The sequence below is a fragment of the Limnohabitans sp. Jir61 genome, assembly GCF_003063545.1.
Taxonomy (GTDB): Bacteria; Pseudomonadota; Gammaproteobacteria; order Burkholderiales; family Burkholderiaceae_C; genus Limnohabitans.
Window position 1 is genome coordinate 1,240,550 of record NZ_NESD01000001.1, and the last position, 23,545, is coordinate 1,264,094.

The window sequence follows — 23,545 nt, forward strand, 5'->3', positions numbered from 1 at the left end:
TCCATGCAAACATATTCAGGAGTTGACACATGTCTAACCATTTTCATTCTGGCGCTAAGCAAACAAGCTTCACACTCAGTGAGCTAACGCAAGCTGCGGAAACGTTACAAGCCTCTGGCAAAGTACAAGAAGCCATTGACCTTTACCGCCAATGGCTGCAACACGGCAAAGACGAATGCAAACATGTGGCGTGGTTCAACTATGGCTGGCTGCTACAAAAGCAAAACAAATTTGATGAAGCCGCTCAAGCCTACGACCAATTGACTCACAACTACGCCAACTATCTGTCTGGCAACTCGGCCATGGCATAAACACGCCTCGATTTCGGTTTTCACCAAGGTTTAAGAGTTTCTATGAAACTCTTTTTTTGCCCAATTTATTTACATAAGATTAATCGTATTTTTAATTAAATGGATAATTAATTGAATTTTGTCGAATCGGCAATGCTAAAAAGAAAAAAGGACTTAGATTGCTCCAAGTCCTCGGTCAATCCAACAGACAAGGACTCAAAGAAAAATGCCCTTGCCGAGATTGATAAATTCATCGGCAAAGGCAGTTGTGATGTGGTGGTGATTCGTAACTGACACCAGTGTCAATACGGTATGATTTGTTAAAAAAATAACATCGCACCACACACCAAGGAATAAATTATGAAAGAGGCATTCATCAGATTCTTAAATCTAAAGAATACCCTAGCGATTAAAGCAGATTGGTTAGATTTAACTTCCATGCAGTTGCTTGAAATTTGCATGGTGCGTTCCGATGCTGGACAAAGACTAACAATAACTGAAGCAATGGGTTTAACTCATGTCGCTTCACCTGCAACCATCCATAGAAAACTGTTTCAATTGCTTGACGCTGGTTACGTAACATTTGAATACGAAAGCAATAACCGACGTACCAAGTACCTAACTCCAACAGCAAAGAGCGACGAACACTTTGCCAAATTAGGTACTCTGTTGTTACAAAGTGCTACTTAATGCATTAGAAAATGCTTAGGACAGAGGAACTCTTTAAGTTTGCGAGAGACAAGATTGCTATTGTCTTGTTTTTCACTATTTTTTACATCCTCGTCTACCTCGCTTCTAAAGAGGTAGGTCTTGCAAACGCAATTAAAAGTAGTGGCGCAATAATTTTTCTTCCCGCAGGAGTCAGACTTCTTGCCTGCTTAGTTGGACGTGCGTGGGGTGCACTTGGAATCTTCATTGGATCTTTCTTTATCGTAGTTCCAAGCGTCTACCCCAATGAAGCGAGTTCTTTTCATTTAGCAGTTTCATTAATTAATACTTTATCAGCATTCTTAAGTGTTGTTCTTGCTTTGAAGTTCTTCAAAATCTCAGATGATTTATCAAATTTAAGATTTACTCAATTGCCATTTATAGACTTGATTGCAACGTTCTCACAAGCAACTTTCTACTACTTATTCTTGTACTCGGTTAATCACGTAGAAGAGTCAGAGTTGTTGCCTAAATTTGTTTCGCAAATGACAGGTAACTTCCTTGGAGGAATGATTTTCATGCTCTCCTTTTTAGTATTTGTGAACGTTATGAAACGAAGAAACACCATCAGATAACGAACGATTTCTAACAGTCTGCCAATAGACCTCACAGAGTGTTAGAAACCTAGTGCTTGCCATTCCTAACGGGACCTTTATGGTGACAGCGTTTTCTAACAGCGCAAAGGTCACAAATGGCAGTTTTTGGATACGGACGAGTCAGCACATCGTCACAACACACATCAAACCAAAGACTTGAACTTGAATCTGCTGGATTCAAACTTGATTACTGGTTCTCAGACACAGGCATCAGTGGCAAGACCTGTGCGTCACAACGAGCAGAGTTCTCCCTGCTCTTAGACAAGATACGTGATGGCGAGACACTTGTTGTCTCAAAACTTGACCGTCTTGGTCGTGATGCCGTTGATGTGCTTCAAACAGTGCGTTTGCTTGCGTCAAGAGGCATCCAAGTCATCGTTCTGCAACTAGGTAAGGTGGACCTTGCGTCTGTTGCTGGCAAATTGCTGTTGACAATGCTGGTCGCAGTTGCAGAGATGGAACGTGATTTGTTGGTGGAACGCACTCAGGCAGGTCTACAACGTGCAAGGTCTCAAGGAAAGATACTTGGACGACCGGTCAAGACGACTGATGACCAAAGACAAGAAATTCGTGCGTTACTTGCAGCAGGACGTTCTGTGAGCGACGTTGCTCGTCAGTACAGTGTGTCTCGTGTGAGCATCATTTCAATACGTATTAAGTCAGAAAAAGTATAAAACTATGCACTTTTATACTTTCAGGCAAGAAAAAAGGACTTAGATTTCTCTAAGTCCTTGATTACATTATGTTTTTTGGTGGGACCAGCGGGGGTCGAACCCACGACAAACGGATTAAAAGTCCGCTGCTCTACCAACTGAGCTATGGTCCCATCACGCAGAGCATTTAACGTTTGTTTTGTACCCTGCGAAGCCTAAAAGTATAACGCATTTTTTAGTGTTTTGGCAATGGGCGTGAAGAAATTTGATCAAAAACCCATCCCGCTGCGCACTGCCCAAATGTGGCTGTGACGCTGACCACAGAACCATAACCACTGCAGTTCAAAGTGCCGTCGCCTTGCCCGTTGCTTGAAATGTTGCAGCTTGCATCTGGTGGCGCGACAGCTTCACGACTGAACACGCACGCAACACCTATTTTTTTACTGTCACGCGCAGCGCCATGCTGGCGGCGCAGGTTGTAACGTAGCTTGGCTAGCAACGGATCGTGGCTTGTATTTGCCAAATCATCAATATCCACTTTGTGGGCCAAGCGTTTGCCACCTGCTGCACCCACGGTGATAAACAACACCTTGTGTTGCAAGGCCCATGCGGCCATCGCAGTTTTAGCTTTGACCTGATCGCATGCATCTATGACAGCGTCAACCTGCTCACCCTTCAGCATGGCGGGCCAGTTGTCGGGCTCCACAAAGTCTTCAATGCAAGTTACCAAGCATTCGGGGTTGATGTGCGCAATGCGCTGGCGCATGGCCTCGACTTTAGCCATGCCAACAGTGTCATCCAACGCATGAATTTGTCGATTGATGTTGGACTCGGACACGTTGTCGAGGTCAATCAGGGTCAAGCGCCCCACCCCACTACGGGCTAATGCTTCTACCGTCCACGAGCCCACACCACCTACACCCACCACCACCACATGCGCGGCACGAATGCGTGCTGCACCGCTTGCACCATACAAACGGTCTAAGCCGCCAAAACGGCGATCCATGACTGAAAGGGTTGACGTGACCTCAGGCACAGGCTGTACGCTCCAAGCGCGCAGCTTGTTGACGTAAAGACACCACTGCACCGAGCACGATCGCGGCTAAGGCCACAGCAGAGTTTAGGCTCAGCGTAGAGATACCACTCAAGCCCTGCCCAAATGTGCACCCCATGGCCGTGACGCCGCCAACGCCCATCAACACACTACCCAAGAGGTGTTGCCCCAAATCACGCGAGTCAGCAAAGCCTTCCCAGCGAAAAGTTTTGGTTTGCACAGCAGAAAAAGCAGAGCCCATGAGCACACCAGCCACCGAGGCTATGCCTGCACTCAGCACCTTAGAAGCGTCGCTGTAAAACATCAGCCAATCAAGCGTGTAGGCGGCAGGCGCTACAAAATTCAAGGCTTCAATGCGTCCTGAGTTGGTGGCTAAGTAAACCGCGTCTAAGGTTTCAGGGTGCTCGGACACAAAGCCCAAATGCCCACTGATCCACCACATGGCAACCACCAAGCCTCCCACGCCTAGGCTTGCTAGAAGGTTTTCAAATGTCCAGAAGTCTTTGTGGCGAATCGCCGACAGCAACAAAACAGCGCCGAGGATGTAACCCAATCCAGGAATGCCCAACACACTCAAGTTGGCACCTGCAGGCATATCCCAAAAAACTGTGTCCACTGTCCTGGCTCGCAACACCGCTGTGATGCCTTTGAGTGTGGCAAAAGCGCTTATCCCCATCACCACAAACACGACCACTGATTTGAGGTTGCCGCCGCCAATGCGGACCAAGGTTTTGTTGCCACATCCCGAGGCGATGACCATGCCATAGCCAAACATGACACCGCCAACCAAGGTGGATAACCACATGAGTCGCGCACTGGCGTAAAGTGTTTTGGTGGGATTGATCAAATTCAAATCAACCAGTGCAGCAAAACCAATCATGGCTAAGCCAATGGCGCATATCCACTGACGGGCACGAGTCCAGTCACCCATATGAACCACATCCGAAATAGCACCCATGGTGCAAAAGTGTGTGCGCTGGGTGATGCTGCCTAAAAGCAATCCACCTAAAAAAAAGGCCCCAAGGACCTCTTTGGTGAGCGCTGCTAACTCTGTCACTTGAGTTTCGCCAAACGTTCGTTGGCAGCACTTGCGGCTTCGGTGTGCGGATAGGTTTTCACCACATCGCCCAATGTTTTACGCGCAGCCTTGAGGTCTTTGAGCTCGAGTTGACAATTAGCCACCGACAGCATGGCGTCTGGCGCACGCATATGGTTAGGGGCTTTGCTGAGCAACGTGTTGAAGTTGCTGATGGCGTTGGTGTAGCTGCGGTTTGCGTATTGGGCGTTGCCTAGCCAAAACAAGGAAGGCACCACATAGCCGCTCTTGGGGTAACGCTTGATGAAGTCGTTAAAAGCGGTGCTCGCAGGGCCAAAGTCACCCTTGCGGAAAAGTGCCAAGGCATCTTCATAGGCTTTGGTTTCTGATGGATCAGCCACAAACTCAACGCCATCGACTTTGACAGCGCTTGGCTCAAACCTTTTCAAACGGTCGTCCACACCTTGTGAGAGCTCTTGAGCTCGACGCAGCTCTTGAGACAACTCTTCTTTTTCGCCACGCAAACGCGCAATTTCAGCACGCAAGGTTTCAAACTGGTTTTGCTGCTCAAGCAACCCACGTTGGAAATTTTGAATTTCTTCACCTTGGCGATCCACGCGCTGGCGTAAATCCAAAATGGCGCGACGTGCCTCGTCATCTTCAAACAAACCAGCATTGGCACCGATGCTCAGCAGCAAGCCTGTGGCCAAAGCCACAGCGCGTTTCGAAAAAGAAGTGTTCAATGTCATTGGTAGTTCAACGCTGCACGGCGGTTTTGTGAATAGGCTGATTCATCAGAGCCTTGGGCCACTGGTTTTTCTTTGCCAAAACTCACTGATTCCATTTGGCCTTCAGGCACGCCCAAAGCGCTCAAAGCACGACGCACTGCGTCCGAGCGCTTTTGACCCAAGGCCAAGTTGTATTCGCTGCCACCACGCTCATCGGTGTGGCCTTCGAGGTTGACACGACGGTTGCGGTCAGCGCGTAAGAAACGCGCATGGGCCTCAAGGGCGCTTTGGTACTCGGCTTTGACGGTGTAGCTGTCGAGCTCAAAGTAAATGATGTGGTCCACGCCCACAGGCCCTTGCTTGATGCCTTGCATCGCAGCCAAGTTACGGGCATTCAAGCCATTGGTGCCGCCCATTTGTCCAGTGGCGCTGCCTGAACGGTCATCCACTTGCACGTCACTGAGTTTGACGCCAGATGCACAACCCGATAGCACCGCAGCAATAGAGAGGAGTAAAAGAAGTTTTTTCATGGCAGATGTTTCGTTAAAGGGACAAAAAATTAAGGCAAGATTTTATTGAAAGGGCCCCAATTGGGCTCGCGCAAGTCGCCGCCTTGACCAGACAAGCGGGCTTTGATGCGTCCATCGAGCGTGGTGGTCATCAAGGCCTCACGACCATCTTGGATGGTCGCGTACACAATCAGGCGGCTGTTCGGAGCAAAACTGGGGCGCTCGTCGCGGCTGCTGTCGGTGATGGCGGCCACGTTACCGCTGGCAATGTCCATCACATGCAATTTGAAAGCTCCACCAATGCGAGAGATGTAGGTCAACCAACGTCCATCAGGGCTAATTGCAGGCGAAATGTTGTACGTGCCGTTGAAAGTAACACGGTTAACGGGACCACCTGACGCGGGCATGCGGTAGATCTGCGGTGCGCCGCCACGGTCACTCACAAAGTAAATGGCCGTGCCATCTGGGGAGAAGACAGGCTCGGTATCAATGGCAGCCGATTGGGTCAAACGACGTGGTTCGCCACCATTGGCGTCAATCACAAAAAGTTGCGATCCGCCATCGCGGCTGAGTGTGACCGCCAAGCTGTGACCATCGGGTGACCAGCTGGGCGCGCTGTTAGAGCCACGGAAGTTGGCGACCACACGGCGCTTACCAGTGGATACATCGTGTACATATACAACGGGCTTGCGCGATTCAAACGACACATAGGCTAGCTGACCGCCAGAGGGCGACCAACTGGGCGAAATGATGGGTTCAGGGCTGGCCAAAGCAGATTGGGCATTTTCACCATCAGAATCAGCCACCCACAGGTTGTAACGAGCCCCCGCCTTGGTCACATAAGCGATGCGGGTGGAAAACACACCCTTGTCGCCTGTGAGTTTTTCGTACACAAAGTCAGAAATTCGATGTGAAGCCAAACGTAAATCACCCGTCACCACGGTGTAGCTCATGGCACCTAAGTCTTGGCCTCGAACGGTGTCCCAAAGGCGAACACGCACGTCATAACGGCCATCGGACATTCGACTAATGCTGCCAGTCAACAAAGCATCTGCGCCCTTTTGGCGCATGGCGCTGATGTCTGGACGTTGTGTTTCGTCAACCACCACACCAGCTGTGACACCACGAAACTGACCACTGCGCTCTAAGTCGGCTTGAACAATGTTAGAAATTTTCTGAGGCGATGCCTCTTCGCCACGCAGCGGAGCAAAGGCAATTGGCACTTGGGTCAAACCCACGCCTGACACTTCCACGCGGAACTGGGCCCATGCTGGTAAGGCCAACAAACCAGCGGTCAAGAGTCCGAGTGAAAATCGCAAAAAGTGACGGGTCATAGTAAGAATGGTTGCCAAACGAATCCAGTCATTTTAAGGCTGAACCAGTGGCGATAATGCTCTGTATTGCGATTGTTGCCACTCTCAGAATTTATGACCACCACTACCCCATCCACACCGTCTGATTCTTTGTTTCAAAGGCTCAAACGCGTGGCCCCTTGGTTTGCTGGTCATCCAGGTGCCTTGGTACTGGGCATCGTGGGCATTTTTGTTGGGGCTGCGACTGAGCCCGCCATTCCTGCGTTGATGAAACCACTGCTCGACAGTGGATTTGATCGCGGCACGCTAGAACTGTGGAAGATTCCTGTTGTGTTGCTGCTGCTATTTGGCATACGCGGTTTTGCGGGTTTTGTGGCCGCTTACTGCTTAGCGCGTGTGACCAACTATTCAATGGAGTTGTTACGCCAGCGCTTGTTTGAAAAACTTCTGCGCGCTGACCCACAACTATTTGCGGACAAACACACCAGTGGGCTGACCAACACCATGGTGTACGAGGTGAACAACGGCGCCAACTTGCTTGTCACCACCATGCTGGCGTTTGCCAAAGATTTGGTAACCCTGCTCGCCCTGCTCGGCTACTTGTTGGTACTGAACTGGAAACTCACGTTGATTGTGTTTGCCATCTTCCCCCCCATCGCTTGGGTGGTAAAGAACTTGTCTCGCCGTCTCGACCACGTGACGCGCGCCAGCCAAGACGCCACTGACGAACTGGCCTATGTGGTGGAAGAGAATGTATTGGCGTATCGCATGGTGCGATTGCACAACGCGCAAAGCAGCCAAGCGCATAAGTTTTCAAGCTCTAACCAAAAGCTACGCGCACTCTCACTTAAGGCTGTCATTGCCAACTCGGTCATGACGCCGCTCATTCAAATGTTTGCAGCCTTGGCTTTATCAGCCGTCATCATGGTGGCGCTGTACCAAAGCTCGGGCGATGGCGCAACTCAAGGCGTGACGGTGGGCAGCTTTGCGGCCTTCATCACGGGCATGCTGATGCTGATTTCGCCCATCAAACACTTGTCCGAAGTGGCGGGTACGCTGACTCGCGGCGTCACTTCGCTAGAGCGTGGTTTGAACCTGCTCGATCTCGCGCCCGACGAAACCCAAGGCACGCACACCAGCGCTCATGCGAAAGGCGAAATTTGCTTTGACCAAGTCACCCTGCAATACCCTTCTGCCACTTCACCTGCTCTCAACGGTGTCAGCCTGACCATCCAGCCCGGCCAAACCGTGGCCTTGGTTGGTCCATCAGGCTCTGGCAAAACAACGCTCGCCAACTTACTCCCGCGCTTCCTTGACCCCTCATCGGGTCAAGTGCACTTAGACGGTATGCCCCTCCAAGACTGGTCGCTGGCTAGCCTTCGCAGCCAAGTGGCCTATGTGAGCCAAGACGTGGTGATGTTCAATGACACAGTGGCACAAAACATCGCCTTAGGCGAAACCGTCGACACTGCACGCGTCTGGAGCGCCCTAGTAGCCGCCAACTTGGGTGACTTTGTGCGCAGCCTGCCACATCAAGAAAACACGCTTGTAGGCCACAACGCCACCCAACTCTCTGGCGGTCAACGACAGCGCTTGGCCATTGCCCGAGCCATCTACAAAGATGCGCCCATCCTGATCTTGGACGAAGCGACCTCGGCCTTGGACACGACCTCCGAGCAAGCCGTCAAAGACGCGCTCAATGTGTTGATGCAAGGCCGTACCTCACTGGTCATTGCGCACCGTTTGTCCACCATTGAACATGCAGACCTGATTGTGGTCATGCAAGGTGGCAGCATTGTGGAAACCGGCACACACGGCCAGCTCATGGCCCAAAACGGCGCTTACGCCGCGCTGTACAAAGTGGCAGCACAAAACACAGACAACCATTTTTCTGACGCCACACCTCTATGAGCCAAGCATCCATCAGCGGTTTTACCTTCATTCGCAACGGCGTAGAACTGGGCTTCCCGTTTGAAGCCTCCATTCGCTCACTCCTGCCCTTGGTCGATGAGTTTGTGGTGGTCGTTGGCAAGAGCAATGACGATACGCTTGCACGCATTCACGCCATTGGCTCACCCAAAATTCGCGTGATCGAAACCATCTGGAACGAACGCATGGCCGACCGTGGCTTTGTGTACGCCCAGCAAAAAATGATCGCTCAATACGCCTGCACAGGCGACTGGGCGTTTTATCTGGAAGGTGATGAGGTGGTGCACGAGGCTGAGTTGGCCAACATCCGCGCCAGTGTGGACAAGCACCACAACAACCCCGCTGTCGAGGCCTTTGTTTTTGACTACTTCCACTTCTACGGCACGCCTGAATTTGTGGCTAACAGCCCTGCTTGGTATCGCCGCGAGTGCCGCCTGATTCGCAACACCATCCGCTCGTATGCGCCAGATGGTCAGTATTGGCTCATCACGGCTGACCACAAAAAAGGTCGCAACCCACAAGCTGCCTTGGCCAACGCGCACATCTACCACTACGGCTGGGTACGCAGCAACGAGGCGATGCAAAAGAAGCTGGATCAAGTGAGCAAGTTTTGGTCGCACGGCGCGCCAACCATTCGCTACAGCCAGTTTGATGCACAGGTGTTGCAGCCGTTCACAGGCACACACCCTGAGTTGATCAAGCCTTGGCTTGAAAGCTCGGCAGAAAAAAGCTTCACGATTGACCCAGACTACAAGCTGACCAAGCGTGAGAAGCGTCACCGTTGGTTGATGAAACTTGAGAAGGCGTTTGGGCTGGACTTCAGCCGCAAGCACTTTAAGCTCGTTGCTTAGTTCAACCGTTCAGAGCAAGACAATGTCGTACTGCTCTTGCGACATCGCACCTTCAGCCTGCAAAGAAATAGGCTTACCAATGAAGTCACTCAAGCCAGCCAAGTGCTGGCTTTCTTCATCCAACAGGATGTCAATCACATCGGGCGATGCAATCACACGGAACTCGCGTGGGTTGAACTGACGGGCCTCGCGCAAAATCTCGCGCAAGATGTCATACGTCACCGTGCGTGCGGTTTTCACGCTGCCTTTGCCGTCACACACAGGGCATGGCTCGCACAGCATGTGGGCCAACGATTCACGGGTGCGCTTGCGCGTCATCTCGACCAAGCCCAACGCCGAATAGCCGCTCACCATCGTCTTCACGCGGTCACGAGCCAGCTGCTTGCGAAACTCGGCCAACACCGCTTCGCGGTGGTCTTCACGCGTCATGTCGATGAAGTCGGCAATCACGATGCCACCTAAGTTGCGCAGGCGCAGTTGGCGGGCTATCGCGCCCGCAGCTTCTAGGTTGGTTTTGAAAATCGTTTCGTCAAAATTGCGCGCGCCCACAAAGCCGCCGGTGTTCACGTCTACCGTGGTGAGAGCCTCGGTTTGGTCAACGATCAGATAGCCGCCAGACTTCAAATCAACGCGGCGGCCTAAGGCCTTTCCTACTTCTTCGTCGATGTTGAAGAGGTCAAAAATAGGGCGCTCGCCTTTGTACAACTGCAGCTTGTCCACCGCGCTGGGCATGAACTCTTGGCCAAAGGTTTGCAGCTTTTTAAACTGCTCGGCCGAGTCGATGCGGATGGTTTGTGTGGTCTCGCTTACTAAGTCGCGTAGCACGCGTTGCAGCAGGCTCAGGTCTTGGTGCAACAGGGATTTAGGGGGCAAGCGGGTAGAAGCTTCTTTGATGCGTGCCCAAGTTTTACGCAGGTAGGCAATGTCTTCACCCAGCTCAGTATCGCTGGCGTCTTCGCCGTTGGTACGCAGAATAAAGCCACCCGTTTGGTTGCCTGTTTTGCCGTCTTGCGCGGCGGCATCTGCCAAGGCTTGCAGACGTTGGCGCAAAGCCTCACGCTGCTCAAACGGGATTTTTTGCGACACACCAATGTGCTGGTCTTGCGGCAAAAACACCAGCAAGCGGCCCGCAATGCTGATTTGCGAAGACAACCGTGCGCCTTTGGTGCCAATTGGGTCTTTGATGACTTGCACCAACAGTGACTGGCCTTCAAACACTTGCTTCTCAATGGGCACGACGGGCGCTGGCTCGCCTTTGTCATCGGCGTGACGAGCTGCCACGCTACTGATCAGGTCAGCCACATGCAAAAACGCGGCACGCTCTAGGCCAATGTCGATGAAAGCCGATTGCATACCTGGCAACACACGCGCCACCTTGCCTAAGTAGACATTGCCCACCAAGCCGCGCTCAAGCGTGCGCTCAACGTGCAGCTCTTGCACCGCGCCGGTTTCGACAATGGCCACACGGGTTTCTTGGGGTGACCAGTTGATGAGGATGTCTTGTTGCATGTGAAGGTCCGCAAGTAAAAGGGAGTTAGACCTTGAATCCAAACGCGCGCAACAGCTGCGCGGTTTCAAACATCGGCAACCCCATGATGCCAGAGTAGCTGCCGCTGATGTGCTCGATGTAGGCCGCAGCCCTGCCCTGCACCGCATACGCACCGGCTTTGCCCATGGGCTCGCCGCTGGCTACGTAGGTTTGAATTTGTGTGCGCGTCAACTTTGCAAAGCGCACGTTGGACACGCTGAGGGCCTGCTCAGTTTTGAGCGACTTGCCTGCTTTAGACAGCGTGCCCATAGCGACTGATGTCAACACGCGATGGGTTTGCCCGCTCAGAGCGCCAAGAATTTGAGCGGCATGTTTAGCGTCATCGGGTTTGCCCAAAATGGTTTTACCCAAGGCCACGGTGGTGTCGCTGCACAGCACAGGCGCGAATGGCAGGCCACGGCGCTTCATGCGGTCCAGTGCGGCTTCAAGTTTGAGCAAAGTCACACGCTGAACGTAGGCCCGTGGGGCTTCGTTAGGCAGCACCACCTCTAACGCTTCTGCGTCTTCATGCTCGTCGGCCAACAGCAACTCGTAGCGAATACCCAGCTGCTCAAGCAATTGGCGGCGGCGTGGGCTTTGCGAGGCGAGATAAACAAATTTGGAATCAGGCATAAATAGAACTGTGTGGGTTCACTCGCGGTGATATGGGTGGTTGGCGTTGATCGACCACGCACGGTACAACTGCTCTACCAACAGCACGCGCACCATGGCGTGCGGCAGGGTCAGGTCTGAAATGCGGATGCGCTCATGCGCTTGTTTCTTGAACTCGGGGCACAAGCCATCAGGCCCACCAATGACCAAGGCCACATCGTCCGCTTCGAGCTGCCAATGCTTGAGCTTGGCGGCCAAGGCCACGGTGGTGAGGTTGGTCCCGCGCTCATCCAAAGCCACGATGCGACAGCCACGCGGAATGGCAGCTTCAATGCGCTCGCGCTCGGCTGCGTAGATGGTGTCTAGGGTTTTAGAGCTGCGAGGCTCGGTTTTGACAGCCTTGAGCTCGACCTTCAGCTCAGACGGAAACCGCTTGGCGTAATCGTCCCAAGCGGTTTGCGCCCAGTCGGGCACTCGTTGGCCGACTGCGACGACCCACAGCTTCATGCTTTGCGGGCGGTGGTCTTTTTAGCGGCTGGTGGACGCTTGCCCGCTGGCTTGCCGGCCGTGGTCGAAGCACTGCGTGCTGCGGCTTTGGCGGTTGACTTAGCGCCTTTAAGGCCCACAGTCTTGACTGGCAACTTGGCTGGTGCTGCAGCTGGCTTTTTAGCCGCTGCAGTTTTGGCCGGTGCGCTCTTTGCAGCGGTTTTTGCAGGTGCTGCTTTGACGGGGCCGCGAGTCGAGGTGCTGCGTGTGGCCGGTTTGGCTGCATCGCTACGTGAAGAAGAGCTGCGTGAGCCAGAAGCACTGCGTGCAGCAGGCTTTTTGTCACCTGCAGCAGCTTTCTTGGCAGCTGGCTTTTTGCCAGCCGATTTCTTGGCTGGTGCTTCTTCTGGTTCTGCCGCTTTGACAGGCTTTGGTGCACCAAACTTCAAACGCACAGGCTTCTCGCCCCAGATTTCTTCGAGGTTGTAGTAACCACGGATGGTGGGCTGCATGACGTGCACGACCACAGCGCCGCAATCCACGATGATCCATTCGCCGTTGTCTTCGCCTTCAATACGGGGCTTGCCAAAACCGGCGTCGCGCACTTTGTCTCGCACGCTGGCTGCCAAAGCTTTGGTTTGACGGTTAGATGTACCTGAAGCCACGATGACACGCTCAAACAGCGAGGACAGGTGCTCGGTGTCAAACACCACGAGGTCTTGGGCTTTGACGTCCTCCAACGCATCCACGACGGTGCGTTGCAATTTTTGGACATCTTTTTTGGCGGAGGTTTCGGTCATCTGTTTTATCGGTAAAGGCTGTGTTTTTCAATGTAGTGCTGCACAGCGGCAGGCAACCACGCGTGCATCTTGGTGTCTGCATGTGTGCCATGAGCAACGTGCGCACGAATCTCGGTGGCACTCACATTCAGGCTTGGCATATCCAAGCGTTGTACGTCGGGGGATACCGCATTGTGCCACTGACTGGGCATGCCGCCCTGCCCCTCGTTGGGACGTTCAGCCACCACCACGGTGGCGAGGCCCAAAATTTCTTGCCAACGATGCCATGTTTTGAAGGCATTCGCTTGGTCTGCACCGATGAACAGGTACAAATCGGTATCGGGTTGCTCTGCTTTCAGTTCTTCAAGTGTGTCCAGGGTATAGGTTGCGCCATCACGATCAATCTCGCGGCTATCCACAAACGTCTGCGACACATCAACAAAAGCCAAGCGTGTCATGGCCAGTCGGTGTGGCGAGGGTGTGAGTGTGCGGGCCTTGTGCCAGGCGTCACCCGTGGGGATGATGCGCAGCTCGTTCAGGTGAAACTGCTCGATCGCGTGCTTGGCTAGCGTGATGTGCGCAATGTGCGGCGGGTCAAACGAACCACCAAAGATGCCTAGGCGCTTGGCGTGATTCAAAGCCAATTTCGCGGCACCAAAAAGTCATGCAACAACGCATGCTCTGGTGTGCCCGCCTCTGGCTGATGCTGGTAAGCCCAACTCACAAGTGGTGGCATAGAGAGCAAGATGGATTCGGTGCGCCCGCCCGACTGCAGACCAAAGTGCGTGCCACGGTCCCACACCAAGTTGAATTCCACATAGCGGCCACGGCGGTAAAGCTGATGCTCGCGCTCGCGCTCGCCATAAGGTGTGTTCACTCGGCGGTCCACGATGGGCAAATACGACTCTAAGAAAGCATCGCCCACGCTTTTGAGCATTTCAAAACTGCGCTCAAAGCCGAGTTCAGAAAAGTCGTCAAAGAAGATGCCGCCAATACCGCGCTGTTCGTTGCGGTGCTTGTTGCAGAAGTACTCGTCGCACCAAGTTTTAAAGCGTGGGTAAAGCTCGTCACCAAAGGGCTGCAGCGCGTCGTGGCACACCCGATGGAAATGCTTGGCGTCTTCGACAAAGCCGTAGTAAGGCGTCAGGTCCATACCGCCGCCAAACCACGCTACGGGTTTGCCGTTAACGGGGGTGGCCACAATCATGCGCACGTTCATGTGCACAGTGGGCACATAGGGGTTGCGCGGGTGAAACACCAGCGACACGCCCATGGCTTCAAAAGGTGCACCTGCCAGCTCCGGACGGTGTTGCGTGGCCGAGGGTGGCAGCTTTGGACCGTGCACATGCGAGAACCCACAGCCTGCGCGCTCAAACACAGGGCCGTTTTCTAAGATTTGCGTAATGCCATTGCCCTGCAACTGTTCACCGGGGCCCTTTTCCCATTTGTCCACCAAGAACTTGGCTTGGCCATCTTTGGCTTCAATCGCGCTGGTGATGCGGCTTTGTAGGCCAATGAGGTAGTCGCGCGCGGCGGCTACAACGTGTTCGTGGCTAGGGTAGTGGGTAGTGGCGGTCATCGTGGGGTGAAGTTAGCGGGTTGTCTGAGTGTCGCCATTCGCAGTCGTACGTGCTGGCAAAGGGCGAATTGGGGCGGCTTGGTTCACATGAAAGCCCTGCACGCCTTCGTACACCTTGGCAATATGCGCATAGTCAGCTTGCACATCACCCGTCAAACGCATGAAGTCGGTCACTTTGGCCAGCTTCTTGCCGTAATCAATGTGCAACATCAGCAAGGGCACATCAGCACCCAAAGCCAGTTGGTAAAAGCCACTACGCCAGCCGTCGGTCAGCTTGCGTGTGCCCTCAGGCGACAAACCAATCCAAAGGATTTCGTCGTTTTGCTTGTGTCGTATCAAAGAATCCACCATCTCGCCCACCACACCCTTGGGCGAAGAGCGATCAATCGGCACAGCACCAATGAATCGAATCCAGCGACCAAACAGTGGAATGCGAAACAAACTGTGTTTGGCAAAGAATTGAATCGGCAAACCCATTGCCCACTTCGCCGGCATCATCGTGATGAAGTCCCAGTTGCTGGTATGCGGATAGCCAATGAGCACGCCTTGTTTGGTGGGCAGCCCATCAAACTCGATCCTCCAACCCATCAGCTTGACCAACCAAGCGGCCCACGCTTGAGGTTTGCATTGCACGGCCATCGGTTTGGTGAATTCGGTCATCTGTTTTTATGAGCAATCGGTTGAACGAGGACTGGCGTGGGCGTTATTGAAACGTTCAGCGCGAAATCGCGCGGTAGCCAATGTCGGTGCGGTACTGCACACCATCAAAGTGAATACCCTTGATGGTGTCATACGCCTGCTGCTGCGCCAAACGCAATGTGCCGCCCAAAGCCGTCACGCACAACACACGGCCACCGCTGGTGACCACTTGGCCGTCTTGCATTTGCGTGCCGGCGTGGAACACCACCACATCGTCTGTGTCTTGCGGCAAGCCAGTGATGGCGTCACCCTTGCGGGGGCCCATGGGGTAGCCGTGGGCGGCCAACACCACGCCAATGGCAGTGCGGCGATCCCACTCAAGCTCGAAGTCGTCAAAGCGAGTCTCAGCATTGGTGGCAGTGGCCGCCATCAGCACATCGACCAAATCGGTTTTCAGGCGCGCCATGATGGGCTGGGTTTCGGGGTCGCCCATGCGGCAGTTGAACTCAAGTGTTTTGACGTGGCCTTGTGGGTCAATCATCAAACCTGCGTACAAGAAGCCGGTGAACGGAATGCCGTCTTTTTCCATACCCTTGATGGTGGGCAAAATGATTTCGCGCATCGCACGGGCATGGACCTCAGGCGTGACCACGGGGGCTGGCGAATATGCGCCCATTCCGCCTGTGTTGGGGCCAAGATCTGCATCGAGCAAGCGCTTGTGGTCTTGACTGGTGGCCAGTGGCAACACGGTTTTGCCATCGCACATGACGATAAAGCTGGCCTCTTCGCCTTGTAAAAACTCTTCAATCACCACGCGCGCGCCGCCTTCGTTGTGGCTCACGCCCAGCTTGTTGTCGAGCAACATGAAGTCAATCGCTTCATGGGCTTCGGCTGCGGTCATCGCCACCACCACGCCCTTGCCTGCTGCCAAACCATCGGCCTTCACCACAATCGGCGCGCCTTTGGCGTTCACGTAGTCGTGCGCAGCTTGTGCGTCGGTGAAAGTTTCGTATTCCGCAGTGGGAATGTTGTGGCGCTTCATGAACGCTTTGCTGAAAGCCTTTGAGCTTTCCAGCTGCGCTGCGGCTTTGGTGGGGCCAAAAATGCGCATGCCGTGGGCGCGGAACTCATCCACTACACCGGCTGCCAATGGGGTTTCTGGGCCGACGACCGTCAGCTCCACACTGTGGCTTTGAGCAAACTCACGCAGAGCTTTGACACCGGTGATGTCAATATTGTCCAAGCGCTTGTCGCGTGCTGTGCCACCGTTGCCGGGGGCCACAAACACTTTTTGCACCTTGTTGGATTGGGCAATCTTCCACGCCAAAGCGTGTTCGCGGCCACCGCCGCCAATAACTAATACGTTCATAGTGCTGCGTTGTGATAGACCTCTTGCACATCGTCAAGGTCTTCTAGCGCGTCCAATATTTTTTGCATCTTCACAGCGTCATCACCCTCGAGTTCGATGGTGTTGTCTGCACGGTAAGTCACCTCGGCTACCTCAGGCTTGAGGCCCGCAGCTTCCAAAGCGTTTTTGACAGCCTCAAAGCTGGCAGGTGGCGTCAGCACTTCAATTGCGCCGTCGTCATCGGTGATCACATCGTCCGCGCCCGCTTCGAGCGCAATTTCCATGATTTGGTCTTCATTGCTGCCCGGTGCAAACACCAGTTGGCCGCAATGCTTGAATTGAAACGCCACTGAGCCCTCAGTGCCCATGTTGCCGCCGTTTTTGCTGAAGGCAAAGCGCACTTCAGCCACGGTACGCACGCGGTTGTCGGTCATGGTGTCCACGATGATGGCGGCTCCGCCCACACCGTAGCCTTCATAGCGAATTTCGTCGTACACCACGCCGTCGAGGTTGCCTGTGGCTTTGTCGACGTTGCGTTTGATGTTGTCGGCAGGCATGTTGGCCGCCTTGGCTTTTTCAATGGCCAGACGCAAACGGGGGTTCAGGCTCAGGTCGCCGCCGCCCAAGCGGGCAGACACAATGATTTCACGCGTGATGCGTGTCCAAATCTTGCCGCGCTTCTCGTCTTGACGCCCTTTGCGGTGTTGAATATTTGCCCATTTACTGTGGCCAGCCATCAGAAATCCTCTTGAATTGAATTAACCTTATCCGGTTATTTTACTTTTCAAGTGACGGAGAACTTTCGATGGCCGAACCGATGCTGATTGCACGCCGCAATACGACTGAATGCCACATGTTGCCAGCCTTGGCCAACCGCCACGGTCTCATCACGGGGGCTACCGGCACAGGCAAAACAGTCACGCTGCAAACGCTCGCTGAAAGCTTCTCCAAAATCGGCGTGCCCGTGTTCATGGCCGACGTCAAAGGCGACTTGGCCGGCATCAGCCAGCCTGGCAACATTCCACCCAAGCTCGCAGCCGCCATCCAAGAACGTGGCCTGCCCACCCCTGAGCCTATTGGCTGTCCCACCACACTGTGGGATGTGTTTGGCAAGTCTGGCCACCCCGTGCGCACCACCATCACCGACATGGGGCCACTCTTGCTGGGCCGCATGCTCAACCTGAACGACACGCAAGCTGGCGTGCTCAACATGGTCTTCAAAATTGCAGACGACCAAGGCCTGCTGCTGCTCGACCTCAAAGACCTGCGCGCCATGCTGCAACACGTGGGCGAACACGCACGCGACTTCACCACCGAATATGGCAACGTCAGCGCTGCCAGCATTGGCGCGATTCAGCGTGCCTTGCTAGAGATCGAAGCCCAAGGTGGCGATGTGTTCTTTGGCGAGCCCATGCTCAATATCCAAGACTTCATGCAAACCGACTCGCGCGGCATGGGCGTGATCAACCTCTTGGCGGCAGATAAGCTGATGAACGCCCCTCGCCTATACGGCACGTTCTTGCTGTGGATGCTCTCGGAAATGTTTGAACAACTGCCTGAAATTGGAGACGTCGAGAAGCCCAAGATGGTGTTCTTCTTTGACGAAGCGCATTTGCTGTTCAACGAAGCACCCAAAGTGCTGCTGGAGCGCATTGAGCAAATGGTGCGCCTGATTCGCTCTAAAGGCGTTGGCGTGTACTTTGTCACCCAAAACCCGCTGGACGTGCCCGAAACTGTGCTGGGCCAGTTGGGCAACCGCGTGCAACACGCTTTGCGTGCCTTTACACCGCGTGACCAAAAAGCTGTCAAAGCCACCGCGCAGACCATGCGCGGCAAAGCGGGCCTCGACATTGAAAAAGCCATCACCGAGCTTGGCGTGGGCGAAGCCTTGGTGAGTTTGCTGGATGCCAAAGGCCGCCCGTCCGAGACTGAGCAGGTCTATGTGCTGCTGCCCGGCAGCCAACTTGGCCCCATCACGCCAGAGCAACGCCAGGCCTTGCTGGCCAACTCGTTGGTGGCTGGGGTGTATGAACAGACCATGGACCGTGAATCGGCTTATGAACGACTCAAGGGTGCAGCGCCTGCTGCAGGTGGCTCTGCTGGCACAGCCACAGTCCCTGCAGGCCAAGCGAGCGCCCAACCATCGATGACGGATCAAGTGTTGTCTGGTCTAGGCGATGCACTGTTTGGTTCAACGGGACCACGCGGTGGCCAACACCAAGGCTTGGCACAAAGCATGGTGAAGTCTGCTGTGCGCACCATAGGCACACAGATTGGCCGTGAAATCATTCGAGGCGTTTTGGGCAATGTGCTCGGCGGACGCAGGCGTTAAAGATGTTTGCATTCGCTCGAAAATTCGCTGGCTTTTCGCATGTCCACGTGAAGTGGGCACTTTTGCTTCTGATTGGTCTGATCGCCACCGTGCAACTATTGCGCGACCCTACTGCGTCGAACAATTACGCCAGCTATGACCAGATGCTCAAGCAACGGCTTTGGACACCACCGTTGGATCCAAAAATCGTTGTTGTTGACATTGATGAAGCATCATTGAGCAAGCTCAATGCAGAGTTTGGTCGTTGGCCGTGGCCGCGCGAGACACTCGCTGGCGCACTCGAGTGGCTTGAGTCCAAAGGCACAAATGCGGTGGTGTTTGACATCTTGTTCTCTGACCTAGATGCAACACATCCAAGTTCTGATCAAGCGTTTGCCGATGCTGTCAGTCAAAGCAAAAACAGTTTTTTCCCCATCTTGCGACTCAACCCCATCAATGATGGCATCAGTCAAATTCGCGCTGATCAATTGACCGGATTTGCGCAAGCGCTGAGCCCTAGCGCTCCTGCGCCGACACTTGCAGTGATACCCCCTGTGTTTGATGCAGTTGTGAAGACTCAACGCATGGGTTATCACAATATCTACCCAGACAAAGATGGCATCAATCGCCATTACGACTTGTGGCAAGACAAAGACCAATGGCGTCTCTGGTCACTACCCGCTCGGATGGGTCAAAGCTTTGGCTGGAACCCAGGTGAACATGCGCGCGTGCTGATCAACTTCAACAGCAGCACTGACAACTATCTGACCGTGCCCTTTCACGAAATTTGGCAACTCAGCCAATCTCGCGCGGGCCGCAATCCTGACCCACGTTTTGATGACTCCATCGTGCTCATTGGGTCAACCGCATCTAGCCTCTTTGACGTCAAAGCCACGCCGATGACGCCTATCCATCCTGGCGTTTATGTGTTGGCCAACACAATTGACAACTTAAAAAATACAAATTTTCTTCACGAATTACCCCTTCAAATTAAGCTTTTCACGGTTTGGGTTTGTTTGTTACTCATGGGCTTGGCCAGCACACGCATGAAGACGCAAGTCTTGCGCTGGAGCGTTTTAGCAATTCCCACCTTGCTACTTGGTGTGAGCTTTTTGAGTTTGCACATCGGGCATTGGTTCATTGATTTGTCTGGTTCTGCGTCGCATGCCCTGCTCTTCTTTTCTGTGATGAACGTGTATCAAAACTGGCGACTGAACCACTTTGCAGATTGCGCGAGCATGGTCAAGTCATTCACAGAGAAAAACTCGACGCCTTTGTTCAAAAGCTTTGTCGTCACGTCCTATGCACCAGAAAACCTCAAGCCCCAAAGGTTGATCACGCACGCAGCGGCGTGCGGGTCGTCGGTTGGCGTTGTTCAAGCGGGCTGGTATGGTGAGCTGGTTGGAGAGCAATCTGGACCCAGTTGTGTCTTATTGATCGATGAAAACCAAGCAAAACTGGCCAGCGCTATGCAAAAACTAATCGACGATGAGTCTGCTTTTGCAACACGGAGCTATCAATCGCCCATCCGTGAAATTCAATTGGATTCAGAGTTTTCAGATTCAAAAGACACCCATGAGCAACTTTGGAACGCAGTTGCCAAAGCCCTGACACAATGGGAAAATTATCAAAAATAACAAACTTGCCGATTAACCATGAAAAAACTTTGCCTCGTCTCATTGATCTTGTCCTTTTGTGTGTTTTCACATGCAGCGGATGTCGATGCCAACAACATCATTGACGCCTTAAAACCACGCCCAGTTGAAGGGCAAATGCGCACGCGCAGCATGCGCAATTTACAAGTGGAACAACTCCCGCCACCCTCTGTGTCTTTGACGATTCAATTTGACTTTGACTCCAGCAAAGTTTCTGCCAGCAGCGCATCACAGTTAGACCAATTGGCCAAGGCCTTGAAGTCAGATGATCTCAGCCCATTGTCATTTCGTGTGGAAGGCCATACAGATGCCAAAGGCTCCGCGGAATACAACCTCAATCTGTCGCAAGCTCGTGCTGATGCAGTCAAAAAACACCTTCAACGCTTAGGCGTTACAGCCAGTCGACTTGAAACTGAAGGCATGGGTGATAAAGATCCAGCCAATGCTGCAGATAAATTTGCTGCTGAAAATCGTCGCGTGCGCATCGTCACACTCAACCGTCCTTGATCGAATAGCCTTTAGCTGGGCGGAGATAACTCTGTGAATTCCTTTTCCACTCTCGCACGATCTGTTGCAGCCCTCACGCTGTTGGCATCTTCACTCTGTGCAGCTGAGCTCTTGACGGTCACGCGTGCCACAGACCTTAAACAAGATCGTTTTCTAGACGCTCCAGCCGTCGCAAGCCTTAATGCAGGACAACAGGTTGAACTGATCAAGTCTGAGGCTGGCTGGGTCCAAGTCAAAAATGGCAAGGACAAAGGATGGCTTCGCGCCATGTATTTGAAAAGTGACTCAGGCCCTGCCGTCGCATCTATTGCATCCATCGAAGGCGGCCGATCTGGCAAGAACAACACCATGTCAACGACAGGTGTGCGTTCGCTGCCCAAAGCATCACGACACGCACTCATCATTGGCATTGGCGAATACACATTGCCTGGTGTATCTCCTCTCAAAGGCGTCAGCAAAGACATGACCAGCGCCAAAGACATTGCCATGGCAATGTCAGTGCCGGAATCCAACATTCAATTCTTGCGCGACAAAAATGCAACGGCAGAACAAATTCGCACGGCCTTGAAAGACATGGATGAACGTGTCAAACCAGGCGACCGCGTCTTCATCTATTACTCAGGCCATGGCACGCGTTGGGTAGATACACAAACCGATGCCAACGCATGTACCGAAGGCTTGCTTGCCAGCGATGGCGTCGCACTGACCAACAGACAAGTCAGTGAACTCATCACACCAATTGCGAACAAAGCAGACAAGCTGATGGTGTTTTACGACGCCTGTCATTCGGGCGGTGTTGCGAACCAACCCATGAAAACGCGTTCGTTGAAATTGGCAGGTGATACCTTGTCACCCAAATTTGTGCCGCAAGTCAGCCCTGAGTTGTGTGCAACACCCAGCAATATGAAAACACGCAGCTTGACTGGCGAGCTGGCCAAAGCAAGTACTCCGCCACCAGCTAAAAACATGGTGTACATCGCCGCAAGTCGCGCAGATGAAGTGTCATTTGACAACCCAAACAGAGGTGGCTTAGCAACCACAGCATGGCGTGAATGCATGCTGGGCGCAGCAAAAGACAGCGACAGCAGTGGGGCGCTTAGTGTGGAAGAAATCGCCAGTTGCGCCCAATCAGAAATTAGCAAAATGCTTGCAAACTCCCCTGACATCTTGGGGCAGCACATGACAATTGCTGGCAATCGCGACTTTGTGCCCTCTTACTTCGCACAAGGCACCCAAGTTGCTTCACTCAGCCTAGATGTCGCCTTGCCCGCTTCAACACCACCGACTACACCCACAGCGACACAAGCATCAGCAACCAGCGCATCCAATGTGGCGACAGAGTCGTTAGAGCCAGCGTTACCTCAACCGTCATCAAAACCTGTTGTACCTGCTGAATTGCTGCGTCAGATTCATGAGCAACGTGATGCAAGCCGATCACTCAATGCAACTGCCTCACCGAAAGTGATGCGCATAGGTCAAGATCAGTTACACATGAGCATCACGTCACCGCGTGATGGCTACCTCTACATTGCGCTGGCTGGTTCTGATGGAAAGAGCTTGTATCTGCTTTACCCCAACACGCTAGACACGAACAACGCCGTCAAGGCCAATCAAAAAATAGATTTGCCGACATCACGTTGGCGTATCACTGCCGGTGGGCCTGTGGGCGTGGATACGATGCTGGTCATGGTGACTGACTCACCTAGAGATTTGTCACGCCTGCAAGGTGACAAAGTTGGGCCATTCCTCAAAACGCTCATGAGCACAGATGGCAAGAGTCAGCTGCAGTGGCTGCTGAGTACATCAGAAAACAGCGATGACAAGAGCTGCCAAATTGGCGGAACAAAGCGCAACCTCAATGTCAGTCAAGCCTGCTCTGACGCGTTTGCTTCTAGTCTCTTGTCAGTTGAAGAAAAGTGAATTAAGCGGCTCAGCTTAATTGGCGGCTTTGACAAAAGTCACCTTGCTCACCACGAGCTGCTTCGCAGCATTACGCTCTAGCGAAATCACTGCGGTACGGCCTTTGGCCGCACGCAGGACCTGCTCATCTTGAATTTGAGTGATGGTCTTCATGCTCGACCACAAGCCACTGAAAAGACTGATCAAGAGCAACGGGTCTTTGGGCGCAAACTCATTTGCAGGCGGCTCAATCTCTACTTTGCCACCCGTTCGCTCAACCGAAGTCAGCCATTTTTGTAAGCGCTCTGGCATGCCATTGGGGCTGACGGGGTCATAGAAGCTGACCACAATCGGCTCTGACTTTTGCGACAACGAGGCATGCAGCTCTGAGTCGAACTTGCCAATATCGATGAACACCAGATTGGCTTTGGGCTCAACTTTGGAGTTGATCGTGCCTTGATCCGTCGCGCATGCGAAAAGTGAAGCCAGCACAAGTGCGAGACCGATTTTTTGAAAATTTCGTGCATTCATGCTT

26 protein-coding genes and 1 tRNA gene are annotated in these 23,545 nt (G+C 53.2%); 11 read left to right on the forward strand and 16 right to left on the reverse strand.

Annotation, left to right across the window (positions count from 1 at the left end; translation table 11 throughout):
* Positions 1-29 precede the first annotated feature (29 nt).
* From B9Z35_RS05915 to B9Z35_RS05925, 5 genes are all read left to right on the forward strand, one after another.
* The gene (locus B9Z35_RS05915) at positions 30-311 is read left to right on the forward strand and encodes a tetratricopeptide repeat protein (RefSeq protein ID WP_108282683.1); all 282 of its coding nucleotides are present in this window, start codon (positions 30-32) and stop codon (positions 309-311) included.
* Between the two features lie 111 nt (positions 312-422).
* Positions 423-584: a hypothetical protein gene (locus B9Z35_RS12965; RefSeq protein WP_158268121.1), complete on the forward strand. Its 162-nt coding sequence runs from the start codon at positions 423-425 to the stop codon at positions 582-584.
* 66 nt (positions 585-650) lie between these two features.
* Positions 651-980 carry a hypothetical protein gene (locus B9Z35_RS12905; protein WP_146178956.1) on the forward strand — a complete coding sequence of 110 codons (330 nt, stop codon included), beginning with the start codon at positions 651-653 and terminating at the stop codon, positions 978-980.
* Positions 981-1,045: 65 nt separating this feature from the next.
* On the forward strand, positions 1,046-1,573 hold the full coding sequence (locus B9Z35_RS05920; protein ID WP_158268122.1) for an MASE1 domain-containing protein: 528 nt from the start codon (positions 1,046-1,048) through the stop codon (positions 1,571-1,573).
* 116 nt (positions 1,574-1,689) lie between these two features.
* Positions 1,690-2,268: a recombinase family protein gene (locus B9Z35_RS05925; RefSeq protein ID WP_108282685.1), complete on the forward strand. Its 579-nt coding sequence runs from the start codon at positions 1,690-1,692 to the stop codon at positions 2,266-2,268.
* 76 nt (positions 2,269-2,344) lie between these two features.
* Here B9Z35_RS05925 and B9Z35_RS05930 read toward each other — a convergent pair.
* The 6 genes from B9Z35_RS05930 to tolB all read right to left on the reverse strand — a co-directional run bounded on the left by B9Z35_RS05930 (position 2,345) and on the right by tolB (position 6,908).
* Positions 2,345-2,420, reverse strand: a tRNA-Lys gene (locus B9Z35_RS05930).
* A 62-nt stretch (positions 2,421-2,482) separates the two neighbouring features.
* Positions 2,483-3,253, reverse strand: a complete 771-nt coding sequence (locus B9Z35_RS05935) for a ThiF family adenylyltransferase (protein ID WP_108282686.1) — start codon at positions 3,251-3,253, stop codon at positions 2,483-2,485.
* Positions 3,254-3,275: 22 nt separating this feature from the next.
* The gene (locus B9Z35_RS05940) at positions 3,276-4,358 is read right to left on the reverse strand and encodes a YeeE/YedE family protein (RefSeq protein ID WP_108282687.1); all 1,083 of its coding nucleotides are present in this window, start codon (positions 4,356-4,358) and stop codon (positions 3,276-3,278) included.
* Complete coding sequence (gene ybgF, locus B9Z35_RS05945; protein ID WP_108282688.1) at positions 4,355-5,086, reverse strand: tol-pal system protein YbgF; 732 nt, start codon at positions 5,084-5,086, stop codon at positions 4,355-4,357. Before ybgF ends, B9Z35_RS05940 begins: the two co-directional genes overlap by 4 nt.
* Positions 5,083-5,595, reverse strand: coding sequence for a peptidoglycan-associated lipoprotein Pal (gene pal, locus B9Z35_RS05950; protein WP_108282689.1), 513 nt, complete (start codon positions 5,593-5,595; stop codon positions 5,083-5,085). The genes ybgF and pal overlap by 4 nt, the downstream gene beginning before the upstream one ends.
* A gap of 29 nt (positions 5,596-5,624) precedes the next feature.
* Complete coding sequence (gene tolB, locus B9Z35_RS05955; RefSeq protein WP_108282690.1) at positions 5,625-6,908, reverse strand: Tol-Pal system beta propeller repeat protein TolB; 1,284 nt, start codon at positions 6,906-6,908, stop codon at positions 5,625-5,627.
* A 93-nt stretch (positions 6,909-7,001) separates the two neighbouring features.
* On the opposite strand from tolB, the gene msbA reads away from it, so the two are divergent.
* Entirely contained in the window at positions 7,002-8,798 is a 1,797-nt protein-coding gene (msbA, locus tag B9Z35_RS05960; protein ID WP_108282691.1) for a lipid A export permease/ATP-binding protein MsbA, read from the forward strand.
* Positions 8,795-9,667 (forward strand): glycosyltransferase, encoded by an 873-nt coding sequence (locus B9Z35_RS05965; RefSeq protein ID WP_108282692.1) that lies wholly within the window; start codon positions 8,795-8,797, stop codon positions 9,665-9,667. Before msbA ends, B9Z35_RS05965 begins: the two co-directional genes overlap by 4 nt.
* Positions 9,668-9,676: 9 nt before the next feature.
* Here the strand turns inward: B9Z35_RS05965 and rng are convergent, their stop codons facing one another.
* The 9 genes from rng to B9Z35_RS06010 are packed head-to-tail and all read right to left on the reverse strand — an operon-like array spanning position 9,677 to position 17,375.
* Positions 9,677-11,176, reverse strand: coding sequence for a ribonuclease G (rng, locus tag B9Z35_RS05970; RefSeq protein WP_108282693.1), 1,500 nt, complete (start codon positions 11,174-11,176; stop codon positions 9,677-9,679).
* A 25-nt stretch (positions 11,177-11,201) separates the two neighbouring features.
* The gene (locus B9Z35_RS05975) at positions 11,202-11,828 is read right to left on the reverse strand and encodes a nucleoside triphosphate pyrophosphatase (protein WP_108282694.1); all 627 of its coding nucleotides are present in this window, start codon (positions 11,826-11,828) and stop codon (positions 11,202-11,204) included.
* Between the two features lie 18 nt (positions 11,829-11,846).
* A complete protein-coding gene (gene rlmH / locus B9Z35_RS05980; protein WP_108282695.1) occupies positions 11,847-12,314 on the reverse strand; it encodes a 23S rRNA (pseudouridine(1915)-N(3))-methyltransferase RlmH in 468 nt (155 codons plus the stop codon).
* Positions 12,311-13,093: a ribosome silencing factor gene (gene rsfS / locus B9Z35_RS05985; RefSeq protein ID WP_108282696.1), complete on the reverse strand. Its 783-nt coding sequence runs from the start codon at positions 13,091-13,093 to the stop codon at positions 12,311-12,313. Before rsfS ends, rlmH begins: the two co-directional genes overlap by 4 nt.
* Before the next feature lie 5 nt (positions 13,094-13,098).
* Positions 13,099-13,716, reverse strand: coding sequence for a nicotinate-nucleotide adenylyltransferase (gene nadD / locus B9Z35_RS05990; RefSeq protein ID WP_108282697.1), 618 nt, complete (start codon positions 13,714-13,716; stop codon positions 13,099-13,101).
* Positions 13,707-14,651, reverse strand: coding sequence for an oxygen-dependent coproporphyrinogen oxidase (gene hemF / locus B9Z35_RS05995; RefSeq protein WP_108282698.1), 945 nt, complete (start codon positions 14,649-14,651; stop codon positions 13,707-13,709). The genes nadD and hemF overlap by 10 nt, the downstream gene beginning before the upstream one ends.
* A gap of 12 nt (positions 14,652-14,663) precedes the next feature.
* Positions 14,664-15,311 carry a 1-acyl-sn-glycerol-3-phosphate acyltransferase gene (locus B9Z35_RS06000; protein WP_233246482.1) on the reverse strand — a complete coding sequence of 216 codons (648 nt, stop codon included), beginning with the start codon at positions 15,309-15,311 and terminating at the stop codon, positions 14,664-14,666.
* Positions 15,312-15,366: 55 nt separating this feature from the next.
* Positions 15,367-16,659: a phosphoribosylamine--glycine ligase gene (purD, locus tag B9Z35_RS06005; protein ID WP_108282699.1), complete on the reverse strand. Its 1,293-nt coding sequence runs from the start codon at positions 16,657-16,659 to the stop codon at positions 15,367-15,369.
* A complete protein-coding gene (locus tag B9Z35_RS06010) occupies positions 16,656-17,375 on the reverse strand; it encodes a YebC/PmpR family DNA-binding transcriptional regulator (RefSeq protein ID WP_108282700.1) in 720 nt (239 codons plus the stop codon). The genes purD and B9Z35_RS06010 overlap by 4 nt, the downstream gene beginning before the upstream one ends.
* 68 nt (positions 17,376-17,443) lie before the next feature.
* On the opposite strand from B9Z35_RS06010, the gene B9Z35_RS06015 reads away from it, so the two are divergent.
* Genes B9Z35_RS06015 through B9Z35_RS06030 form a run of 4 tightly spaced genes read left to right on the forward strand, consistent with a single transcriptional unit; the run spans position 17,444 to position 23,031 of the window.
* On the forward strand, positions 17,444-18,970 hold the full coding sequence (locus B9Z35_RS06015; protein WP_108282701.1) for a helicase HerA-like domain-containing protein: 1,527 nt from the start codon (positions 17,444-17,446) through the stop codon (positions 18,968-18,970).
* A 2-nt stretch (positions 18,971-18,972) separates the two neighbouring features.
* Complete coding sequence (locus B9Z35_RS06020; protein WP_108282702.1) at positions 18,973-20,586, forward strand: CHASE2 domain-containing protein; 1,614 nt, start codon at positions 18,973-18,975, stop codon at positions 20,584-20,586.
* 18 nt (positions 20,587-20,604) lie between these two features.
* Positions 20,605-21,111, forward strand: a complete 507-nt coding sequence (locus tag B9Z35_RS06025) for an OmpA family protein (RefSeq protein WP_199219770.1) — start codon at positions 20,605-20,607, stop codon at positions 21,109-21,111.
* Positions 21,112-21,144: 33 nt separating this feature from the next.
* Positions 21,145-23,031 carry a caspase family protein gene (locus tag B9Z35_RS06030; RefSeq protein ID WP_108282703.1) on the forward strand — a complete coding sequence of 629 codons (1,887 nt, stop codon included), beginning with the start codon at positions 21,145-21,147 and terminating at the stop codon, positions 23,029-23,031.
* Positions 23,032-23,046: 15 nt separating this feature from the next.
* Here the strand turns inward: B9Z35_RS06030 and B9Z35_RS06035 are convergent, their stop codons facing one another.
* Positions 23,047-23,541 carry a hypothetical protein gene (locus B9Z35_RS06035; protein ID WP_108282704.1) on the reverse strand — a complete coding sequence of 165 codons (495 nt, stop codon included), beginning with the start codon at positions 23,539-23,541 and terminating at the stop codon, positions 23,047-23,049.
* Positions 23,542-23,545 lie beyond the last annotated feature (4 nt).

Bases quoted from the DNA above. Each gene is read 5' to 3' on its own strand.
- B9Z35_RS05915 (WP_108282683.1), top strand. From the start codon at position 30: ATGTCTAACCATTTTCATTCTGGCGCTAAGCAAACAAGCTTCACACTC.
- B9Z35_RS12905 (WP_146178956.1), top strand. From the start codon at position 651: ATGAAAGAGGCATTCATCAGATTCTTAAATCTAAAGAATACCCTAGCG.
- B9Z35_RS05925 (WP_108282685.1), top strand. From the start codon at position 1,690: ATGGCAGTTTTTGGATACGGACGAGTCAGCACATCGTCACAACACACA.
- B9Z35_RS05935 (WP_108282686.1), bottom strand. From the start codon at position 3,253: ATGGATCGCCGTTTTGGCGGCTTAGACCGTTTGTATGGTGCAAGCGGT.
- ybgF (WP_108282688.1), bottom strand. From the start codon at position 5,086: ATGACATTGAACACTTCTTTTTCGAAACGCGCTGTGGCTTTGGCCACA.
- pal (WP_108282689.1), bottom strand. From the start codon at position 5,595: ATGAAAAAACTTCTTTTACTCCTCTCTATTGCTGCGGTGCTATCGGGT.
- tolB (WP_108282690.1), bottom strand. From the start codon at position 6,908: ATGACCCGTCACTTTTTGCGATTTTCACTCGGACTCTTGACCGCTGGT.
- msbA (WP_108282691.1), top strand. From the start codon at position 7,002: ATGACCACCACTACCCCATCCACACCGTCTGATTCTTTGTTTCAAAGG.
- B9Z35_RS05965 (WP_108282692.1), top strand. From the start codon at position 8,795: ATGAGCCAAGCATCCATCAGCGGTTTTACCTTCATTCGCAACGGCGTA.
- rng (WP_108282693.1), bottom strand. From the start codon at position 11,176: ATGCAACAAGACATCCTCATCAACTGGTCACCCCAAGAAACCCGTGTG.
- B9Z35_RS05975 (WP_108282694.1), bottom strand. From the start codon at position 11,828: ATGCCTGATTCCAAATTTGTTTATCTCGCCTCGCAAAGCCCACGCCGC.
- rlmH (WP_108282695.1), bottom strand. From the start codon at position 12,314: ATGAAGCTGTGGGTCGTCGCAGTCGGCCAACGAGTGCCCGACTGGGCG.
- rsfS (WP_108282696.1), bottom strand. From the start codon at position 13,093: ATGACCGAAACCTCCGCCAAAAAAGATGTCCAAAAATTGCAACGCACC.
- hemF (WP_108282698.1), bottom strand. From the start codon at position 14,651: ATGACCGCCACTACCCACTACCCTAGCCACGAACACGTTGTAGCCGCC.
- B9Z35_RS06000 (WP_233246482.1), bottom strand. From the start codon at position 15,311: ATGACCGAATTCACCAAACCGATGGCCGTGCAATGCAAACCTCAAGCG.
- purD (WP_108282699.1), bottom strand. From the start codon at position 16,659: ATGAACGTATTAGTTATTGGCGGCGGTGGCCGCGAACACGCTTTGGCG.
- B9Z35_RS06010 (WP_108282700.1), bottom strand. From the start codon at position 17,375: ATGGCTGGCCACAGTAAATGGGCAAATATTCAACACCGCAAAGGGCGT.
- B9Z35_RS06015 (WP_108282701.1), top strand. From the start codon at position 17,444: ATGGCCGAACCGATGCTGATTGCACGCCGCAATACGACTGAATGCCAC.
- B9Z35_RS06020 (WP_108282702.1), top strand. From the start codon at position 18,973: ATGTTTGCATTCGCTCGAAAATTCGCTGGCTTTTCGCATGTCCACGTG.
- B9Z35_RS06025 (WP_199219770.1), top strand. From the start codon at position 20,605: ATGAAAAAACTTTGCCTCGTCTCATTGATCTTGTCCTTTTGTGTGTTT.
- B9Z35_RS06035 (WP_108282704.1), bottom strand. From the start codon at position 23,541: ATGAATGCACGAAATTTTCAAAAAATCGGTCTCGCACTTGTGCTGGCT.